Genomic DNA, 19,521 nt, shown 5'->3' with positions numbered 1-19,521 from the left:
GGCGGCCGTCGGTCGTGGCCGTCCGCCTCAGCGGACGGGGGTGAAGTCCAGCGACAGGGAGACGGGGCCCCGGGTGTACAGGCCGGCCTCCCGGTATCGGAAGCCGGGGCTGTAGCGGACCTGGTCGAGCCGGGGCAGGAGCATGGCGGCGACGGTCTCGATCTCGGCGCGCGCGAACGCGGCGCCGACGCACTGGTGGAGTCCGGTACCGAAGGCCAGGTGCTGGGCGGCCGCGGTGAAGGAGCGGGCGGTGCCCAGGTCCGGGCGGTGGATGTCGAAGGCGTCCGGGGCGGTGAAGGCCTCGGGGTCGCGGTTGGCCGCGCCGATCATGCAGAAGACGGTGGCACCTGCCGGGACGGTGGTGCCGGCGAACACGGAGTCCTTCTCGGCCTGGCGGGGGATGAGCTGGACCGGCGGGGTGTAGCGCAGGGTCTCGGCGATCGCGGCGGCCAGCAGTTCCGGGTTCCGGCGGACCTGCGCCAACTGCTCGGGATGGTCGATCAGGTGCTTGAAGAGCAGGGCGAGCGTCTTGTCCGCGGGCTCGGTGGAGGCGGCCAGAACGTTGATGATCAGTGCGGTCACGTCGCGGTCGCTCATGGCGATTCCGTCGAACTCGGCGGTGCACAGCTTCGATATCAGGTCCTCGCCGGGTCTGCGGCGCCGTTGTTCGATGACGGGGAGGAGATAGGCCTCCAACTGCTCGGCGCAGTCCATGCAGTGCCGGCGGCGCTCGGGGGTGAGGGCCAGACTGGTGATGAACTCGGCCACCCCGCTGTGCCAGGCGGCCACTTGCTGCCAGTCCCGTCTGTCCAGACCGAGGACGTCGAGCGTCACGTGGACGGCGAGGGGCTTGCCGAAGTCGTTGACCAGGTCCATCCGGCCCCGGGCAAGGAACGGGCCCATGAGTGCGGCGGCGTTCGCATGGATGGCGCGTATCTGGTCCTGAAGGGCCTGGCCGGTGAAACCCCGTACGACGATCTTTCGCTTGGCGGTGTGTTCGGCCCCGGTCATCTGGGCGAGGACCGGCCCCCGCATGACCGGCTCGGCGCGCACCTGCAGCGTCTCGGTGGTGAATGCCTCATGGTCGGTCAGTACCCGTTTCACGTCCTCGTGGCGGGAGAGGAAGTAGCTGTCGATCGCCGGCTCGTAGTGCACCGGGGCCTGCTCCCTCAGCTGCGCGAAGTAGCGGTGGGGGGCAGCGGCGAACTCCTCGGACAGGACGCTGAAGTGGGGGTGGACCACGGGCATGCGAAGACCTTTCGAAGGGCACAGTGCGCGCAACGGGCAAGAGCCGGAGGGCCCTTGCGTTCGCGCGGGAGCAGCAGGCAGACCCGCCCGGCATGCAGGACGAGAGAACGACGGTGCGGGTTCCGCTCGTGAGCCCGCTGCCTGAGTGAGGCCTGATGAAGCCCTATGCATCACCAGTGCATGAACTCGGTGACTTCTCCGTGGGCAACGTACGCATGGTCCGAAGAGGTGACAGGAAGTGGGGGAGGGCGCTCAGCGTCATGCCGGCTGCTCCGATCCACAAGGTGCTTGCTGCTCCGAACACAGAGCCCGAGGCTCCGCCCAAGAGGGCACCGAGAGGGATGCCGCCCCAGGACACGCATCGCGCTGTTGCGCTCACACGGCCCAGAAGCCGGTCCGGTGTCAGGGCCTGTTGGACGCTTGACTGGGCTACGACGCGGACGACTCCGCCCAGTGAGAGAGCCGCGAGTCCGACCGCAGCCACGTACAGGCTCCAGCCGGGCCGCGCCAACGGCATGAGGGCGGTCAGTGGGCAGGTGGCCAGGGATGCGATCCAGATGACCGGACCTTGCCCGACCCGCTTCGCGACGCCGGCTGCCGACAGCGCACCCAGCAGGGCGCCACAGCCCATTCCCGACAGGATGAGGCCGATGCCGGAGGTCTGCAGGCCCATCTCCCGCTCCAGAAAGACCAGCAGCATGGTTTGATACATGACCAGGAACAGGTTGAATGCCGCGTCCCCCGCCATGATCGCGCGCAGGGTGGGGTGAGAAAGGGTGAATTCCAACCCGTCCTTGATCTCTCGGCCAAGTTGCGGGTGTTCACTCGACTCCGGCCTCTGTTCGCGCCTGCGGATCGCGCTCGCGAGCAGTCCGGACAATGCCATCCCGGCCGAACTCGCCAGAAGCGTTGCAGGGGCTCCGACCATGCCGACCAGCGGCCCTGCCACCGTCGGCCCGCTGATGCTGGTCACCGAGCGCACGGCCGACAGTTTCGCATTCCCCTCCACGAGATTGCCGCGTCCGACCAGGTGTGGGAGATAGCTGACGTACGCGACGTCGAAGAAGACGGTCAGCACTCCGTGGACCAAGGCAACGGCGTAGAGCCACCACAGGGTGAGAAGGCCGGCCCACGACGCCGCGGGTATCGTCAGGAGGACCAGCGCGCGAGCGAGATCGGCACTGATCATGACCGCTCGCTTCCGCATGCGGTCCACCCATGCACCGGCCGGCAGACCGACCAAGAGCGATCCTGCCGTGGTCATGGCGGTGAGCAAACCGACCTGGAACTCCCCGGCGTTCAATGCCGCGATGGCAACCATGGGAAGGGCCAGAAAGGTGATGCGGTCGCCGAGTTGACCGAGCGCGGTAGCGGCGAACAGCCGCCCGAAGTCCCGATCTCGTAAGAGGTCGATCCGAGGGGCTTGTGACATGTGGGACTCCCGCTGTCGTATGTGAGGTGCCGCTCCCGTGGCTTCAACCGCTACGGAGGGTCGACTCCGAACTCGTAGACCACCTCTCGGCGTGCGTCCGGAATGACGATGTCGGCCGTTTCCACCGGTCGGCCGTCCGTGTCGTAGATGGTCCGTTCGATCTGGAGCACGAGGTCCCCCACGCTGATCCCCAGGAGGTTCGCCTCCGCCTGTGTGGCGCGAGCCGGGCGGGGGGCCTCGACCACCCTCGAGACGAGCACGCCGATCGAGCGCATGCGCTCGACCACGCCCTTTCCTGCCAAGGGGCCCCTTTCGGGCAGCAGGATCGGGGTTCCGTCCGTGATGGCCATCGGTTCCCAGGATGCGGAAAGCTGGACGGGCTGCCCGTCGGCGAGGAACTCGTAGTGCGTGTTGACGCAGGGGTCTCCGGTGCTGACGGCGAGCCGCTCGGCGATCGCCTCGGGGGCTGGGGCGCGTATCCGGCTGTGCGCGTCCCATGCGTCGGCCCTGCCGCGCTCCCGCGTGGCGGGGCGGGGGGAAGAAGACCCCTCCCGGCGTTCGCGGTGCTGCGAGCGGACCAGGCGCAGTCGCTCGCGCGGCCTGCGGACATAGGTGCCCGAGCCGGCACGTCCTTCGAGGAGACCGTCGATGATCAAACGGTCCATGGCCCTTTGCATGACATTGCGTCCGACCCCGTACTCCTCGGCGAGTCGCGCCCGGGACGGCACGCGCTCCCCGACTTCCCACTCTCCCGCCAGGATCCGCGCGCGCAGCACGTCGGCCATTGCGAGGTAAGGCGCCTCTCTGGGCACGGGGGATCCTCCGGATGTTCCGCTCTTCGGCAGCTGGTCGTTCCCAGGGGGTTGTCGGCAAGTTACCGGACCGGCGGAAAGCTGCTGGAGTAGAAATGCGCCCGCGTGCGGCCCGGTCGGGGCCGTCGTCTCGAGATCCGGTCGAGTGGGCCCGGTTGATGACGGTGCGTTGGGTGGTGATTTGACCGATCTGTCCTGGGGTGTCGGCGCTCGGGGCCCTGTTCCCGGCAACCAGTGATCGTCGCTCTCTGGTGACGGGACGCTCCTGCGTGTAGCGTCAGCGGCAGCTGTCGTGGTTCGCAGTCCCTGCCCGCGCCCTGGCGTGGGCGTTTTGCTGTGCAGTGCCGGACCAGGGCGATCACCTCCGGGGCCGCGCGGTGCGGCCCCGACATCGACTGAGAGGCAAGACCATGGCAAGCGGAACCGTGAAGTGGTTCAACTCCGAAAAGGGATTCGGCTTCATCGCGCAGGACGGCGGCGGCCCCGACGTCTTCGCCCACTACTCCAACATCAACTCCAGCGGCTACCGCGAGCTCCAGGAGGGCCAGGCCGTGACGTTCGACATCACGCAGGGCCAGAAGGGCCCGCAGGCGGAGAACATCACCGCTGCCTGATCCGCGCAGCCGTTTCCACCGCCCCCGGAGCGTGCGCTCCGGGGGCGGCCTGGCTCTGCGGCCGTGTCCCTGCCGGCAAGAGGGTTGTCTCCTCCCGCGGCCGTAGACCCTGTCGGGGTCCGGCGCGGTGCCACCCGGCGAGACGCCGCACGCGCATCTGCGGCGACGGGGAATGGCCGAACTCTTACGGAATCCGACTGCCGTTCGCCTGGTGTATGCGCCGCGGTCACGCCAGGCTCCCTCTCCGGTACCCCGTGCACGATGTCCTGGGGGCGCTCACGCACTTCTCCACCGAAGCAGAGGTCCCTCCCGCCATGGCAGAACTCAACCGCCGCCGCTTCCTCCAGCTCACCGGCGGCGCCGCCGCCCTGACCATGCTCAACGAGAGCATCGCGCGCGCCGCCGCCATCCCCGCGCAGGGGACGACCGGCACCATCGCCGACGTCGAGCACATCGTGGTCCTGATGCAGGAGAATCGTTCCTTCGACCACTACTTCGGTGCGCTGCGCGGCGTCCGCGGTTTCGGCGACCCGCGCCCGGTGACCCTGCCCAGCGGCAAGTCCGTCTGGCACCAGACCGACAACGCGGGCAAGGAGACGCTGCCGTTCCGGCCGCCGTCCGACGACCTCGGCATGGAGTACCTCCAGGGCCTCAACCACGACTGGGCGGGCGGCCAGAGCGCCTTCAACAAGGGCAAGTACGACAACTGGGTGCCGGCCAAGACGCCGGCCACCATGGCCCACCTGACGCGCGAGGACATCCCGTTCCACTACGCCCTCGCCGACGCGTTCACCATCTGCGACGCCTACCACTGCTCGTTCATCGGCTCGACCGACCCCAACCGCTACTACCTCTGGTCGGGCCACACCGGGAACGACGGCAAGGGCGGCGGCCCGGTCCTCAACAACGCCGAGGCCGGCTACGGCTGGACCACCTACCCCGAACGCCTGGAGGCGGCCGGCATCTCCTGGAAGGTCTACCAGGACGTCGGCGACGGCCTCGACGCCGCCGGCTCCTGGGGCTGGATCAACGACGCCTTCCGCGGCAACTACGGCGACAACTCGCTGCTCTACTTCAACAACTACCGGAGCGCCCAGCCCGGCAACCCGCTGTACGACAAGGCCCGCACCGGAACCGACGCCAGGACCGGCGAGGGCTACTTCGACAAGCTGCGCGCCGACGTCACCGCCGGCACCCTGCCCCAGATCTCCTGGATCGCCGCCCCCGAGGCCTTCAGCGAGCACTCCAACTGGCCGGCCAACTTCGGCGCCTGGTACATCGCGCAGGTGCTGGACGCGCTGACCTCCAACCCCGACGTGTGGGCCCGCACCGCCCTGTTCATCACCTACGACGAGAACGACGGCTTCTTCGACCACGTCGTCCCGCCGTACGCCCCCGCGGACGCCAACCAGGGCCTGTCGACCGTGCCGACCGCGCTCGACGTCTTCCCCGGCAAGGCCGGCTACGTCGCCGGACCGTACGGTCTGGGCCCCCGCGTCCCGATGCTCGTGGTCTCACCGTGGAGCACCGGCGGCTACTCCTGCTCCGAGACCTTCGACCACACCTCCGTCATCCGGTTCATGGAGAAGCGCTTCGGCGTGCAGGAGCCCAACATCTCGCCCTGGCGCCGTGCCGTCTGCGGTGACCTGACCTCAGCCTTCGACTTCGCCCGCACGGACACCGGCGCGGTCCGGCTGCCCGACACCGGCCGCTGGGAGCCGCAGGACCGCGAGCGCCACCCCGACTTCCGGGCCACCCCGCCGGCCGTGGCGGCCATGCCGCGCCAGGAGAAGGGCCTGTGCCCCACGCGTCCGCTCAAGTACGCCCCGTACGTGGACGGCACCGCACTCACCGGCGAGGGCAAGTTCCGGCTCACGTTCAGCGGCGGCCCGGACCTGGGCGCGCAGTTCTACGTCACCTCCGGCAACCGGACCGACGCCCCCTGGACGTACACCACCGAGGCCGGCAAGTCGATCGCGGACGCCTGGAACACCCGCTACTCGGCCGGGGTCACCGACCTGACCGTCCACGGCCCCAACGGCTTCCTGCGCGGCTTCCGCAACCCCGGAACCACCCCCGGCCCCGAGGTCACGGCCCGCCACAACGCCACCACCGGGAACCTGGACCTCACCCTCACCAACGCGGGGGCGTCGACCGCGACGCTCACGGTCACCAACGCCTACGGCGGCGGGCCGAAGCGGCTCACGGTCGCCAAGGGCGCCACCGTCACGTACAGCGTGCCCCTGAAGAACACGCGACGCTGGTACGACGTGACGGTCACCGCATCCGAATCCCCGGACTTCCGCCGCCGCTTCGCCGGCAAGGTCGAAACCGGCGTGGCCGGCCTCTCGGACCCGGCCATCCTGACGGACCAGTCCTCCTGACCCGAGCCCCGTCTGCCGGAGCGGGCCCTCACGGGGCCCGCTCCGGCGTCGGGACGGGACGGGACAGTGAAGGAGGAGTTCGGCGCTTCGCTCGAGGGGGGAGCCCCCGCTCACGGTGACCGCCGGGAGCGCCGGGCCCCCGCCGGGTCCTACGGGGCCTTGCCGCTGTCGCACAGCGCCTGCCGGTACAGCGTCGACAGGGCGTCGTCGATGGGGTGGGGCTGCGGCCTCCCCGCGGAGTCCCGCTCGTTCCACCTGGCGAGGTTGACGGCGACGGACAGCTGGAGCTTGCCGTCCGCGCGGGTCAAGGACATCGTTCCGGCGCCCCAGACCGTACCGTCGTGGCCCCAGAAGGTGCCGCAGTCCGCGATGACGATCTTGTGCAGGCCGAGGCCGTACTCGATCGTCGTTCCGTCCAGGGCGCGGACGGGCACCGTGCGCTGCATCTGCGCCAGCGAGGACCGGCCGACGGTCCTGCCGTCGAGGAGCATGCGGTAGAAGCGGTTGAGGTCCTCCATGGTCGACACCAGGGCGGCGCCCGTCCCCGTCCAGGACATGTCGTAGACGCTGTAGTCGCGCGGCGGGTCGATCAGCCCGTACAGGGACTCGTACATGCGCGGGTGCGGTCCGTCGATGCGCGGGCCGACCGGGAAGGCGGTGTGCCGCAGCCCGGCGCGGTCGATGACGTTCCGGGTGATGCACTCCTCGGCCGTGACACCGGTCACCCGCTCCAGGAGCCGGCCGAGGAGGAGGTAGTTGGTGTTGGAGTACACGCCGGTGGGGCCGCCGGGCTCGCCCGCGGGCGGCGCCGCGAGTCCCAGCTCGATCAGCTCCTCCGGGCTGAACCGCCGGAACCGGTTGTCGTCGAGACTGGCGGGCGAGTCGGCCCGCAGGGACGGGAAGGCGTAGGGGATGTAGTCGGGGATGCCGCTGGTGTGGTTGAGGAGCATCCGTACCGTGATCTTCCTGCCGCGCTCGCCCGGTACCAGCCGGGGCAGGTAGCCGCCGATCGGCGCGTCGAGCCGGATCCGGCCCCGCTCGACCTGCTGCATGACCGCGGCGGCGGTGAAGGTCTTGGTGATGCTGCCGACGCGGTGCCGCATGTCCGCGCTGACGGGGCGCCCCGTCGTGGTGTCGGCGACCCCGGAGGCACCGCGCCAGGTCCGGCCGGCGGCGCGCACCTCGCCGAACACCCCCGGTACGCCGGCGCGGTGGACACCGTCCATGGCGGATTCCAGCCCGGCGGGGTCGGGGCCGGCCGTCGCGGACCGCGGCCCGTGAGGGGTGGGGGCTGCCGTAGCCGTGCCGGCGGGAAGGGTGGGGCTCATCCGGCCAGGGCCCGGCGCAGGACGGCTCCGAGTTCGGCGTTCTGCCGGTGCGAGACCTCGGCGGACAGGATCGCCTGTGACCCGTGGAAGGTGCCGGGCCACTGGTGCAGCTCGACCGACACGCCCGCCTGGAGCAGGCGCAGCCCGTAGGCGAGGCCCTCGTCGCGGTTCGGGTCGAACTCCGCGGTGGAGATGTAGGCCGGGGGCAGGCCGGACAGGTCGGTGGCCCGTGCCGGGGCGGCGTACGGGGTCGGGAGCTGGTCGGCCAGGTAGTGCCGCCACCCCGTGGTGGCCTTGTCGCGGTGGAACCAGGGGGTGTCGGTGAAGTTCCGCGCCGACCACGTGTCCTGGCGGTCGTCGAGACCGGGCTGGTTGAGCAGCTGGAAGCGGACCGGCGGCCCCTGCTCGTCGCGGGCGCGCAGCGCCACGGCGGCGGCGATGTTCGCGCCGGCGCTGTGGCCGCCGACCGCGAGGCGGGCCGGGTCGACACCGAGGTCGGCGGCGTGCTCGGCCGCCCAGGCGAGGACGGCGCAGGCGTCGTCCAGGGCCGCCGGGAAGGGGTGTTCGGGGGCGAGGCGGTAGCCCACCGATATCACCACCGCGCCGGAGCCGGCGGCGATCCGGGAGGCCCACGGGTGCTCGGTGTCCAGGTCGCCCATGAGGAATCCGCCGCCGTGCAGCCAGATGACGGCGCCGTGGGCCCGGTGCGGGCGGTAGATCCGTACCGGAACGCCGGGGTCGGCGGGCACGGTGCGGTCCTCGACCTCCATGCCGGAGGTGTCCGGCGCCGGCACCGAGGCCGCCAGTCCTGCGAAGCTCTTGCGGGCGGCGACCGGGTCGCTCAAGTCCGTCTTGGGGAACAGCGGTACGAATGGCACGAGTTCGGGGTCCATGAGGACCATCCTCACGGGCCGCGCGGGTCGGGGTCGCCCGCCGTCCGTCGCGCTTTGCGCGGCGATCGCGCGCCGATCGGCGCACGTTCGTCTCCTTCCGTCCTTCTATGCTTCTGCCATGGAGGCACTGGCCGTACGGCTGTCGGGACTCGATCCGTACGTCGACGGCGCGCTCCGCATCGTCGCGTTCTACGACACGCTGATGCGCCGCCGGGTGGACCTCCCGGCGCTGGCCCGGGCCTCGGCCGGCCTGGCCGAGTGCGTCGCCGGCATACGGCTCCACGGCACGGAGCGGGCGATCCGCGTCGCGTCCGACGGCACCGCGACCTCCGCCCCGCCCGCGCGCGCATCCGGCACGGCGGTGGTCCTCCTGGACGAGGAGGAGATCGGTACGGTGTGGCTGGAGCGGCCCGGCCCGGCCAACCAGCTCGACGAGGTGCTGCTGGACCGGCTCGCCCTCGCCGTCGCGGCGGCCGTCGAACGGTACGGTCCGGCCCGGACGACCATGGCGGACCCCGCGCTCGTCGAGCTGGTGATCAGCGCCGACGGCGACGAGGCGGCCAGGGCCCGGGCGCTGCGGCTCCTGGGTTTCGCCGCCGGCCTGCCGGTCCGGGTCCTCGCCGTACGGTCGCCGCGGCTGCCGCTCGACCAGGTGGGCGGGCTCGTCTGCCCGGACCGTACGGTGAAGGCCGCGCGGATCGGCGGCGTGGGGGTCGTGCTGGCCGCCGCCGTCGACCCGGACCGGCTCCCGGCGGGCGTGCGCGCGGGGATCGGCGCCGCCGAGAGCCCCGACCGGTCGTGGCGGGAGGCCCGTACCGCCCTCCGCTTCGCCACACTGCGCGAACCCGTCGTCCACTACGCAGACCTGGGCGCGCTGGCGCTCCTGGCGCAGGTGCCCCGGGGCGCATTGCGGGAGAACCCCGATGTCGCCGCGCTCGCCCGCGTGGCCGGCAACCCCGAGGACCTGGACACCCTGGACGCCTACTGCGCCGCCGGGTCCCTGCGCCGGGCTGCCGAGCTGCTCCACCTGCACCACAGCAGCGTCGCCCGCCGGATCGAGCAGATCGGCACGGCACTGGGCATCGACCTCACCGGCCCCGCGGGGCTGAAGCGGGCCGGACTCGCCCTCGCCGCATGGCGCCTGCTCGACGACGAGGCGCCGCTGTGAACGGTGGCATGTCCCTGGCGGGTGAAGGCGACGGGCGGGCACGGCGGTCGGCGGTGTCCCGAGGGCACCACCTGGCATGCCCGGAAGTCGCGTTACAGAATGTCCGATTATCGATCCCCATCGGGGAACACAGCGCGCCTTCCCGTCAGTTCACCGAAGCGAACCGGGGCGAGCCCGCACGACTCGTCCTGGACCGGTAGACCACTGGCAAGGAGAAACCGTGCGCATACTCTTCACCGGACCGGCCGCGGCCGGTCACCTCTTCCCGATGATCCCTACGGCACAGGCACTGCGCGCCGCCGGCCACGAGGTGCTGTTCGCGAGCTCGCAGCCGCTCAACCAGCTGCGCCAGGCAGGTTTTCCGATCGTCGAGATCGGCGACGGCCGCACCATCCGGGACGTGTTCGAGCAGTCCACCGGCGAGGAGGTGCGCTACGTCGCCCCCGACATGACCCAGGACCAGATTCTCGACAGGGCCGCCCACGGCTTCGCGCTCGTCTCCCGCACCACCGTGGACGGACTGCTGGACGTTGCCGACAACTGGGGCGCGGACCTGCTGGTCTACGACTCCTTCCAGGCATCCGCCCCGCTGGTCGCGGCCAAGCTCAAGATCCCGTCGGTGATCCAGAACTTCGGCGTCACGTCCGGCCTCGACATGGTCGGCCGGCTCGCCGCCAACTTCACCGAGGCGTACGAGACGTACCAGGTGGCCGGCCCCGCCGAGCCCACCGCGCTGAACATCGTCCCGGCCTCCCTCGGCGGTGACCCGGGCGGCCTGCGGATGCGCTACGTGCCCTACAACGGCGGCGGGACCGTCCCCGCCGAGCTGCTCCGCCGCGGCACCCGCCCGCGCGTCGCCGTCACCCTGGGCACCGTGCTGACCGAGATGGACGGCGTCCGCGCCATCGTCCGCCTGATCGAGGCCGCCGCTTCGGTGGACGCCGAGTTCCTGCTGGCCGTCGGCGACGCCGACCTCACTCCGCTCGGCACCCTCCCGGACAACGTCCGCCCGCTGCCCTGGGTCCCGCTCGCCGAGCTGCTGACCGCCTCCGACGCGCTGATCCACCACGGCGGCTCGGGCACCCTGCTCACCGCCCTGCAGGCCGGCCTGCCCCAGCTCCTGCTCCCTCAGGGCGCCGACCACTTCACCAACGCCGACGCCCTCACCTCGACCGGCGCCGCTCTGCGTTCCGCCTCCGACGACGTCGATGCCCTGCTCCTCACCCGACTGATCACCGACCCGGCGCTGCGCGAGGCCGCCACCCGCCTCCAGGCGGAGAACGCCGCGCTGCCGACCCCGGCCGAAACGGTCCCCGCCCTCGAGGCCCTGGCCACCTCGTAGAGCGCGGCACGGCCGCCGGTGGCGGCGCGGTCCCGTCGCCCCGCCACCGGCCGTTGTGCGTGCCGTCCATCGTCCGGCGACCCGGTGGCGGCCCCGCCTCCACCCTGGGCGCAGGCTTCCGGTGGTGATCCGACAAGATGGTTCCCGTGCAGCACATCGAGTTCTTCACGTACACCTCCTCCCGGCTGTGGGGTATCCGCGTCGACGGGTCCGACCTGCGTGTCCATGCCGCAGAGGCCACCCGCCCCCTGTGGCTGCAAGAGAAGAGCCACTACGAGAGGACGCCGGAGGACACGGAGAACTTCCTGTTCCACCAGTACGCCGGTTTGGCGGAGTCCGACGTGCGCGATCCTGTTCCCCACTTCCTCGGCGACGCCGCACCGGAGCTCCGGCACACACCGACGGACGCAACGGCGGTACTCGGCTGCCCCTGCGGCTTCTGGGAATGCTGGCCCCTGTTCACCCGCATCACCGCCACCCCTGAGACCGTCGCCTGGTCCGACTTCCGCCAACCCCATCGCCCGGCCTGGGGAGACCTCGCCATGGGACCGTTCGTCTTCCCCAGACCCGCCTACGAGAACGCCCTCGCGCGCACCGTCCACCACGCCGAGGACCCCCTCACGGCCCTGCCTCCCTCCGACGTGGCCGGCGGGGAGTGAGTACGGTCCGCACGGGGCCGGGGGAACGGCGTTGAACGGTGCGGGTGTTAGCTTCTTCCCGTGGTGGAACACCAGGACGAGACCAGGGCGGCCTACGACGGGGTCGTCGAGCTCTATGCGTCGTTGTTCGCCGATCGGCTGGAGACGCGGCCCTTCGCGCGGGCCATGGTCGGGACCTTCGCCGAGCTGGTGCGCGGGACGGGGAACTTGCGGGTTGCCGACGCCGGGTGCGGGCCCGGACATCTGACGGCCGTGTTGCACGAACTGGGTCTGGACGCCTTCGGGCTCGACATCTCCCCGGCCATGATCGACCACGCCCGGCGGGCCCATCCGGCGCTGCGGTTCGACGAGGCGCGGATGGACGTCATGCCGGTCGAGGACTGCGCACTCGGCGGCGTGCTGGCCCACTACTCGATGATCCATACGCCGCCTGGGGATGTGCCCGCTCTGCTCGCCGAGCAGGTGCGTGTCCTTGCGCCAGGGGGCCTGCTCCTGGTCTCGTTCTTCGCGACCGACGGACCGGAGCCGGTCCGCTTCGACCACAAGGTGACGCCCGCCTACAGCTGGCCGGTGGACCGCTTCGCCGAGTTGCTGGCCGGGGCCGGGCTCGCAACGTTCGCCCGGCTGCTCCACGACCCGGCCTCCGAGCGGGGCTTCCTCGACGCCCACTTGCTGGCCCGCCGCCAGTAGAGGGTGCCCGCGGTCTTGGCGGCGGCTGCTGCGGGCGTCGCTGTTGCCGCGCAGCAGGCCGGTCAGGCGGCGCGGCAGAGCTCCGCCGGGCCGGCCGGTGCTGCGGCGCGGGGCACGGTGGGGTGTACCGGACGGGCGGTGCGGGCGGTGGCCGCGGCCTGCGAGCGGTTCCGTGCGAAGACGACGAGGCGCAGCACCGCGAACCGGGCGACTCCGGCGATTGCGGAGGCGGACAGGTAGACGGCCTGCTCGAGCAGCGCACCGGGCGCCGCCACCAGCTGGTGCAGGACGAGCATCGCCAGGCAGGTCCCCGCATACGCGGCCGCCGCGGAACCGGCCGACTGGGCATGCTGGCGCCAGGTCGCGCGCCCGCCCGCGCCGAAGGAGAAGCGGGCGTGCAGCTCGGTGGTGAGCAGTGTGGAAACCACCGTGATCAGGGCGTTGGCCAGGCCCCAGGGAATCCGGACGGCGAGGGCCGCCACCGCGAAGCTGGAGGCGAGTCCCACTCCGCCGCCACAGAGCACGAAGCGCGCGAAGGCGGTGACGGCGCCGGGTGCCGCCTGCTGCCGGCTCTGCAGTGTCTCCATGGTCCGCCCCCTTCGATCGCTCCCTTTGCGAAACGCGTACCTCCGGCCTGCGAGGCCTTCGGGTCCTTTGTTTCTCATGCATGAAACGCTACGTTGCATTCACTGATCGGGCAACTTAATTATTGCGAGTAATTGGCATCATTGCAGGTCGAAGCGGAGAAATCGTTGCAATCGCTGTGAATCTAATGCAACAGCACCTAGCCTGCACGTTGCAATGGAATGAGGGTGAACGCTATGCCCGATGGCGCGGCCTGCGGCGGCGTCGACGCAGCACGCGACCACCACCGGCCCGCGCGTTGCGATGAGTACGGGCTCTTCCGCCGGTCTACCCTGCAGATCCATCGCCTGGGAGGAGTGGCAGATGACCGACACGAGGACGCTAGACCTCGGACCACAAGCCCGGATCGTGGCCCGGCTGGCGGTGGCCGTCCCGGACACCGGGCTCGCCGACCCGACGCCCTGTCCCGAGTACGCGGTCGGCGATCTGCTGGGTCATCTCGCGGGCCTCGCCGTCGCGTTCCGCGACGCCGCCCGCAAGGACCTGGGCCCCACGACGGATACGGCCCCCGGCTCGGCCTCGCCCGCCCTGCCCGCACGCTGGCGGGAGGAACTGCCCAGGGCCCTCGGCGAACTGGCCGAAGCCTGGAAGGATCCGGCCGCCTGGACCGGCATGACCCGCGCCGGCGGCGTGGACCTGCCCGGCGAAATCGCGGGCACGGTGGCTGCCGACGAACTGGTGCTGCACGGATGGGACCTGGCTCGGGCCACCGGTCAGCAATACGCACCCGATCAGGCCGCGCTGCGCGCCTCGCACGCGCTGCTGCTGGCGGCTGCAGAGGACGGGGACCGGGGCGAGGGGATCTTCGGGCCGGTGGTGCCCGTACCCGACGACGCCCCGCTGTTGGACCGGGCCGTCGGCCTGAGCGGGCGTGATCCGGGCTGGACGCTGCCGGCGTCCCCGTGACGTGGGCGATCAGCCGTCCATCCGGAGCGCATCCTGTCCCGGCGAGCGTCATCGGTCCCCGGGCGGAGCCGCTGCCCGCGTGGGGTGGGCCGTACGCGGGGTGGACAGCGCCACCTCCGCCCACACCTGCTTGCCGCCGCTGAGCGGCACCGAGCCCCACGACGCCGTCGTCGCCTCGACGATGAGGATTCCACGGCCCCCGGTCGACGACCAGTCCACGTTCGCAGGCCTGACCGGGCTGCGGGGCGAAGCGTCGTTCACGGCGATCCGCAGCCGGTCCGCGGACAGCGTCAGATCCAGCCGCACCTCTCCCTGCGTATGGGCGATCGCATTGGTGACCAGCTCGGACACCACCAGCAGGGCGACGTCGACCTCCTTCGCCACGCCCCACGAGCGCAGCGTGCGCGCGGTGAAACGGCGAGCGTGGTGGACGGCGTCGGGGAGGCGCCAGACGGTCCAGTGCGTCCGCATCGGCCGGATACGGGTGCCGTCGTAGCGCAGGAGCAGCAACGCCACGTCGTCGTCCCGCCGGTTGACCCGCGCGACCAGCTCGTCGGCCACCATTCCCGGGTCGGACGGGTCCGCCGAGGCCAGCACGTCGCACACCCGGCGCATGCCCTCCTCCAGACGGACGTTGGACGACTCGACCATGCCGTCCGTCAGCAGGGCGAGCATGGTCCCCGGGACCAAGCCGATTTCCGTCATGGGGAATTCGGTGTCCGTGACCACTCCCAGTGGCGGTCCTCCTTCGACCGGCACTTCCTGGGTGCTGCCGTTCGGTTTGCGCAGGACCGGCTGCAGGTGCCCGGCGCGGACGAACCAGGCGATGCCCTCCTCCATGTCCAGGTCCACGTACAGGCAGGTGGCGAACAGGTCCGTCTCCATGCCGACGAGCAGGCGGTTGGCCCGGGCGATGACCACATCGGGCGGGTGGCGCTCCACCGCGTAGGCCCTCACGGCCGTGCGGATCTGGCCCATGATGGTCGCAGCTCCGGCGCTGTGCCCCTGCACATCGCCGATGACGAGCGCCACGTGGCCGTCGCCGAGCGGGATGACGTCGTACCAGTCGCCGCCCACTTCGAGCCCCGCGGTCGCGGGCAGATAGCGGGCGACGGCCACCCCGCCGGGCAGCGAGGGGAGCTTGCGCGGCAGCAGGCTGCGCTGGAGCATCGTGGCGAGTTCGTGGCCGGCGTTCAGCGCGTGCGCGCGCATCAGCGCCTGCCCCACGAGCCCCGCGGTGGCGGTCAGCAGCGACCGCTCCTCCGGTCCGAACCGGTGCTCGCCGTCCCATCCCACGAGGCAGACGCCGACCATCCGGCCGTCCGCCGGCAGTGGCAGGACCGCGAGCCCGCCGGGCCCGATCCCCGCAAGAGCGGGTTCGAGGTCCGCACCCGGCGGCCACAGGCTCACATGGCCCTCTCGCAGTACGGTCTGCAGCGTGGGCAGGTCGTGCATCGAGGCGTCCGGCCATTCGGACCGCCATTCCGAACGCCACATGTCCGGCCACACCTGCGGCTCGGGAGGGTCGAGGACGGTGACCACGAGCCGGTCGGCCTCCAGCTCGGCGACCGCCACCCGGCTCGCGTCCAGCGGGCCGCGCAGGGCGTTGACGACGATGTGGCTGACGTCCCTGATGGTCGTCGCGCCGGCCAGCGTGGCGGACAGCCGTTGCACGATGGAGACCTCGTCGGCACTGGGACGCAGGTAGGAGGCGTCGGCCACCACGCCGAGGACCCGCAGGGGGGTGCCGTCGTCGTCCGTCATCACCCGGCACCGCAGGCCCAGCCAGCGCAGTTCACCTCCCGGTCGGCGGATGCGGAAGGCCAGCTGCTGCGGACCGGACGTCAGCCTGTCGGGCTCCACGACGGCCATCAGCGCAGGGATGTCGTCCGGCACGGCACTCGCGAGCAGTGTCTCCACCCTGCCGTCGAACTGGTCGGGCGGGATCCCGAGCAGCTCGAGTACGCGCGCGTGCGCCTCCATGCGGCCGGAGTCGAGTTCCAGGATGAACGCGCCGCCCCGCAGCGGCACCAACGCGTGTCCCCGCACGGGGCGCGGGGCCGTGCGCCCGGGGGCGTGGGCGGCCACCGACGCGAGTCCGGCGGCGACCTGGTCGGCGTACAGCTCCAGCAGGTTCCGGCGGTCGTCGCTGAACCCGTCAGGGACGTTGCCGGCGACGATCAGGCAGCCCAGCTCCTTGGCGCCGTGCCCGAGGGGCAGGGCGCCGAGCGAGAGCCTGGCGGGAGAAGCCCTGACGGAGTCGTCCCGCACCCGTCCGGGGAAGTGGTGCGGGTCCTCCTCCACGTATGCGGCGAGTTCCTTCGGGTTCAGCCACAGCGGGCGGCCCGAGCGGTATGCCTCGGCAGCCGGGGAGTGCCCGTCCACGGAGAGGACCGCCGGCAGCCCGTACAGCATGGAGCGGTTCCCGGTCATCTCGGCCAGATGGAGTTCCTCGCGGCCGTCGGCGAGCACGTAGACAGCGGCCAGCTCGGCCCCGCAGAACGCAAAGCGCTGCCTCGTCACGGTCTGTAACGCCTTCCTGCGAGGGCAGCCGCGGCCGACCGCCCTCCCTCCATGCTGTCGCGCCGCGCACCGTCACGGCGAGTCGGGAGTCGCAGGGCCCCGGCGAGGCCGATGGGGCCCTTGGCCGGTGGGCACTGCCGGCGGCGGGCGGATACGGCCATGGGCGGGGACCTGCGGCGTGCCGGGCACGCCGGCCGCCGGACAAGCCGGACGAGTAGGAGCGGGTAGGCCACCCGGGCGATGACGACCGGGACCGGCACCGCCTCGGACGGGATGCCGACGCAGGTCCCCACCACGTCCCCGTGGACTGATGCGTTCCGGTGGCGAGCGAGTCCGCAAAACACCGCATCCCCGTTCCGTATTCCCGGACAGGGAGTTCCGGGTGGACCAGTGAGCCATCCACGAGGATTCGTGAGGAATGCACCTAGGTGGCGGCTCCGAATGCCCGTAACGTATTTCTCGTAAGCGACACCCAAACGGGAGGTAATTCCATGATCTCGACCGTCAAGGCCAACGTCGTCACCGCTGTGGTCCACAACCGCGCCGTCGTGCACAACCGTGCCGTCGTGCACAACCGCGCGGTCGTCCACAACCGTTCGGTCGCCAAGTGACGATGACCTTCTGAGGTCTTCCGACCACGGTCCCGGGTTCTCCCGGGACCGTGGCACTTTGCACCAGGAGTCAGTTTCTATGGGGGCTGATATGTCGGCGGACGACACCGCTTTGGAAATCATGGGCGTTGAAATATACGACCTCGAGCAGAATCTGTGCTTTCTTGCCACCCCGAACGGTGGGCAGTTCTACATTTCCGCCCCCACCTCCGAATTCCGTGCATGGTTGGCGCGCTGCGACGGAACCAGGTCCCGCAGCGAACTGCTGGCGGGAATGACCTCCGATTACGCCGAAGTGGTCGACGTGCTGCTGCACGACGGCTGCCTGCGCCCGGCCGGGGCCACCCTGGACGCCGAGCGGGCGGCGCGACTGGCGCGCACCACGGTCCTCGTCACCGGCTCGCCGGAACTCACCGCCCCGCTCGCCCACGCGCTGAGCACCACCGGCTACGTACGTGTCGGGCCGGCCCCGGAAGACCTTTCCGTCGTCGATGTCCGCGACACCGTGCTCGTCGCCGCCTTCTCCCACCCCGCCCACAAAGAACTGAGCCGTATCGACGAGCTGTGCGCCCGCTCCGGCCTGCGCTGGCTGCCGCTGCGCCATGAACGCGGCCGGGCCGTCCTCGGTCCCGCCATCACGCCCGGTACCACGGCGGATTTCGCGGACGTACTGGACCGCCGGCTCAGCGCGGCACAGGACCCGCGGGTCGTCGAGGCCATGCGGGCCGCTCCGGAGCCGGACGGCCACCGGCTGCGCGACGGCGACGTCCGCTGGACGTCCGCCCAGCTCGGCACGTACCTGGAGCGCTGGGTCACGGGCGAGGCCACCGTCGACGAGGTCGAGCTCGATCCGCGCCGGCTCGACCGGATCGAGCGCACCGTCCTGCCGGTTCCGACGCGGCCGCGCCCCGTGGTGCGCGGCGACGCCGAGGCGGACCTGCTCGTCGACGACCAGGTCGGCGTGGTGACCGGCGTCCAGGAGCTCGCCCCCTTGCCGGGCATGCCGACGCAGCTGCGGGTGTGCGCGGTGGACGTCGCCGACATGCGGCGCGTCGCGGACTGGCCCAACGACCGGCAGGCGTTCGGCACGTCCTGGTCCGATTTCGACGCCGCCCGCCGCAGCGCGGTCGGCGAGGCGGTCGAACGCTACTGCGGCAGCCGGCTGCCCGAGGAGCGGCTCCGCTACGGCAGCCACGCCCAGCTGCGCAGGGCCGGGGTGCCCGCGCTCGACCCGCGCCGGCTGCACCTGTATTCGCAGCAGCAGTACCGCAGCGAGGGCTTCCCCTTCGCGCCGCTCACCGTGGACGCGGAGTGCGCCTGGGTCGAGGGCCGCTCGTGGACGACCGGCGAGCCGGTGTGGGTGCCCGCCTTCCTGGTCGCCCACGGAGAGCACGACCCGGTCGCCTACTCCGATCCGCTGGTGGCCGGGGTGGCGTGCGGCGTCAGCGAGGAGCACGCCGTCACCTCCGGGCTGGAAGAGGTCATCGAGCGGGACACCACCATGCTGTGGTGGGCCAACGCCGCCCGCCTTCCCCGCCTGCCGATGACCGACCGGATCCGCGAGCTGGTCGCGGACGCTCTGGACGCCTACGACATCAGCCTGATCCACCTGGACAACGAGTTCGACGTCCCCGTACTCGCCGCGGTCGTACGGGACCGGGCCGCCGGGTGGCTCGGCATCGGCTTCGCCACCCGGCCCGACCCGCAGGAGGCGGCGCAGAAGGCGCTCGCCGAGGGGTTCACCCTGCACCACACCTGCCGCTTCCTCGACGACGACAAGATGCTGGCGGACGGCCTGGCGGAACTGCCGCACCTGGGCAACCTCAAGCCGTACCGCGCCGACCGGCGCTATCTCGACTCCTACCGCCCGGACTTCAGCGATGTCCGCGACCTGCTGTGCCAGCAGCAGGTCCACCTCGATCCGCGGGCGGGGGAGCGGGTCGCACCCTGGGTACTGGACCTCCCCACCCGCACCTGGGACGGACTGCCCGCACTCGCGCAGCGGAGCGTCGAGGCGTACCGCGAACGGGTCGAGGCCCGCGGCTTCGAGGTGATCAGTGTCGACCTGACGACCTGTGACGCCGAAGCGGCAGGGTTCAGTGCCGCCCACACGATCGTGCCCGGCCTCGTGTCGAACTTCCCCGCCGGCATGCCCATGTGGGGCGACGGCAGGATCGGCCGCGCGGGCGTCCGGCTCGGCTGGCGGCCGCAGCCGTTGGCCGAGGAGGAGTTCAACGTCTTTCCACTACCCCACGCGTGAGGGATA

At 71.3% G+C, this 19,521-nt stretch carries 14 protein-coding genes and 1 pseudogene; 8 read left to right on the top strand and 7 right to left on the bottom strand.

Features of this window, described 5'->3' with window-relative positions; genetic code table 11:
• Positions 1-27: 27 nt before the first annotated feature.
• From ACFYXK_RS09970 to ACFYXK_RS09960, 3 genes are all read right to left on the bottom strand, one after another.
• Complete coding sequence (locus ACFYXK_RS09970) at positions 28-1,248, bottom strand: cytochrome P450, cyclodipeptide synthase-associated (protein ID WP_389410650.1); 1,221 nt, start codon at positions 1,246-1,248, stop codon at positions 28-30.
• A 163-nt stretch (positions 1,249-1,411) separates the two neighbouring features.
• Entirely contained in the window at positions 1,412-2,680 is a 1,269-nt protein-coding gene (locus ACFYXK_RS09965) for an MFS transporter (protein WP_389410649.1), read from the bottom strand.
• Positions 2,681-2,730: 50 nt separating this feature from the next.
• Positions 2,731-3,492 (bottom strand): GntR family transcriptional regulator, encoded by a 762-nt coding sequence (locus ACFYXK_RS09960; RefSeq protein WP_389410648.1) that lies wholly within the window; start codon positions 3,490-3,492, stop codon positions 2,731-2,733.
• A gap of 410 nt (positions 3,493-3,902) precedes the next feature.
• On the opposite strand from ACFYXK_RS09960, the gene ACFYXK_RS09955 reads away from it, so the two are divergent.
• Together ACFYXK_RS09955 and ACFYXK_RS09950 are read left to right on the top strand one after the other, a co-directional pair.
• Positions 3,903-4,106 carry a cold-shock protein gene (locus ACFYXK_RS09955; protein WP_030299749.1) on the top strand — a complete coding sequence of 68 codons (204 nt, stop codon included), beginning with the start codon at positions 3,903-3,905 and terminating at the stop codon, positions 4,104-4,106.
• A 314-nt stretch (positions 4,107-4,420) separates the two neighbouring features.
• Complete coding sequence (locus ACFYXK_RS09950) at positions 4,421-6,490, top strand: phosphocholine-specific phospholipase C (protein ID WP_389410647.1); 2,070 nt, start codon at positions 4,421-4,423, stop codon at positions 6,488-6,490.
• Positions 6,491-6,639: 149 nt separating this feature from the next.
• On the opposite strand, the gene ACFYXK_RS09945 is transcribed toward ACFYXK_RS09950, so the two are convergent.
• Both ACFYXK_RS09945 and ACFYXK_RS09940 read right to left on the bottom strand, forming a co-directional pair.
• On the bottom strand, positions 6,640-7,716 hold the full coding sequence (locus ACFYXK_RS09945) for a serine hydrolase domain-containing protein (RefSeq protein ID WP_389410646.1): 1,077 nt from the start codon (positions 7,714-7,716) through the stop codon (positions 6,640-6,642).
• A 98-nt stretch (positions 7,717-7,814) separates the two neighbouring features.
• On the bottom strand, positions 7,815-8,711 hold the full coding sequence (locus tag ACFYXK_RS09940) for an alpha/beta hydrolase (RefSeq protein ID WP_389410645.1): 897 nt from the start codon (positions 8,709-8,711) through the stop codon (positions 7,815-7,817).
• 118 nt (positions 8,712-8,829) lie between these two features.
• Here ACFYXK_RS09940 and ACFYXK_RS09935 point away from each other — a divergent pair, with 118 nt between their 5' ends.
• From ACFYXK_RS09935 to ACFYXK_RS09920, 4 genes are all read left to right on the top strand, one after another.
• Entirely contained in the window at positions 8,830-9,879 is a 1,050-nt protein-coding gene (locus ACFYXK_RS09935; protein ID WP_389410644.1) for a helix-turn-helix domain-containing protein, read from the top strand.
• Between the two features lie 220 nt (positions 9,880-10,099).
• Positions 10,100-11,221: a nucleotide disphospho-sugar-binding domain-containing protein gene (locus ACFYXK_RS09930; protein ID WP_389410643.1), complete on the top strand. Its 1,122-nt coding sequence runs from the start codon at positions 10,100-10,102 to the stop codon at positions 11,219-11,221.
• 146 nt (positions 11,222-11,367) lie between these two features.
• Positions 11,368-11,880 carry a hypothetical protein gene (locus ACFYXK_RS09925; RefSeq protein WP_389410642.1) on the top strand — a complete coding sequence of 171 codons (513 nt, stop codon included), beginning with the start codon at positions 11,368-11,370 and terminating at the stop codon, positions 11,878-11,880.
• A gap of 60 nt (positions 11,881-11,940) precedes the next feature.
• The gene (locus ACFYXK_RS09920; RefSeq protein WP_389410641.1) at positions 11,941-12,570 is read left to right on the top strand and encodes a class I SAM-dependent methyltransferase; all 630 of its coding nucleotides are present in this window, start codon (positions 11,941-11,943) and stop codon (positions 12,568-12,570) included.
• Positions 12,571-12,632: 62 nt separating this feature from the next.
• Here the strand turns inward: ACFYXK_RS09920 and ACFYXK_RS09915 are convergent, their stop codons facing one another.
• Positions 12,633-13,157, bottom strand: a complete 525-nt coding sequence (locus ACFYXK_RS09915) for a hypothetical protein (RefSeq protein WP_389410640.1) — start codon at positions 13,155-13,157, stop codon at positions 12,633-12,635.
• Positions 13,158-13,518: 361 nt separating this feature from the next.
• Here ACFYXK_RS09915 and ACFYXK_RS09910 point away from each other — a divergent pair, with 361 nt between their 5' ends.
• The gene (locus ACFYXK_RS09910; RefSeq protein WP_389410639.1) at positions 13,519-14,121 is read left to right on the top strand and encodes a TIGR03086 family metal-binding protein; all 603 of its coding nucleotides are present in this window, start codon (positions 13,519-13,521) and stop codon (positions 14,119-14,121) included.
• Positions 14,122-14,169: 48 nt separating this feature from the next.
• On the opposite strand, the pseudogene ACFYXK_RS09905 reads toward ACFYXK_RS09910, so the two are convergent.
• A pseudogene (locus ACFYXK_RS09905) lies at positions 14,170-16,668 on the bottom strand (SpoIIE family protein phosphatase); the annotation flags it as partial.
• Positions 16,669-17,529: 861 nt separating this feature from the next.
• On the opposite strand from ACFYXK_RS09905, the gene ACFYXK_RS09900 reads away from it, so the two are divergent.
• Positions 17,530-19,515, top strand: coding sequence for a YcaO-like family protein (locus ACFYXK_RS09900; protein ID WP_389410638.1), 1,986 nt, complete (start codon positions 17,530-17,532; stop codon positions 19,513-19,515).
• The last annotated feature ends 6 nt before the right edge of the window (positions 19,516-19,521 follow it).

The organism is Streptomyces sp. NPDC002209 (assembly GCF_042890265.1).
Classification (GTDB): domain Bacteria; phylum Actinomycetota; class Actinomycetes; order Streptomycetales; family Streptomycetaceae; genus Streptomyces.
Note: the sequence above shows the minus strand (reverse complement) of the source record. Positions and strands in the feature narration are given on the sequence as shown.

Bases quoted from the DNA above. Each gene is read 5' to 3' on its own strand.
- ACFYXK_RS09970 (WP_389410650.1), bottom strand. From the start codon at position 1,248: ATGCCCGTGGTCCACCCCCACTTCAGCGTCCTGTCCGAGGAGTTCGCC.
- ACFYXK_RS09965 (WP_389410649.1), bottom strand. From the start codon at position 2,680: ATGTCACAAGCCCCTCGGATCGACCTCTTACGAGATCGGGACTTCGGG.
- ACFYXK_RS09955 (WP_030299749.1), top strand. From the start codon at position 3,903: ATGGCAAGCGGAACCGTGAAGTGGTTCAACTCCGAAAAGGGATTCGGC.
- ACFYXK_RS09950 (WP_389410647.1), top strand. From the start codon at position 4,421: ATGGCAGAACTCAACCGCCGCCGCTTCCTCCAGCTCACCGGCGGCGCC.
- ACFYXK_RS09945 (WP_389410646.1), bottom strand. From the start codon at position 7,716: ATGGACGGTGTCCACCGCGCCGGCGTACCGGGGGTGTTCGGCGAGGTG.
- ACFYXK_RS09940 (WP_389410645.1), bottom strand. From the start codon at position 8,711: ATGGACCCCGAACTCGTGCCATTCGTACCGCTGTTCCCCAAGACGGAC.
- ACFYXK_RS09935 (WP_389410644.1), top strand. From the start codon at position 8,830: ATGGAGGCACTGGCCGTACGGCTGTCGGGACTCGATCCGTACGTCGAC.
- ACFYXK_RS09915 (WP_389410640.1), bottom strand. From the start codon at position 13,157: ATGGAGACACTGCAGAGCCGGCAGCAGGCGGCACCCGGCGCCGTCACC.
- ACFYXK_RS09910 (WP_389410639.1), top strand. From the start codon at position 13,519: ATGACCGACACGAGGACGCTAGACCTCGGACCACAAGCCCGGATCGTG.
- ACFYXK_RS09900 (WP_389410638.1), top strand. From the start codon at position 17,530: ATGACCTCCGATTACGCCGAAGTGGTCGACGTGCTGCTGCACGACGGC.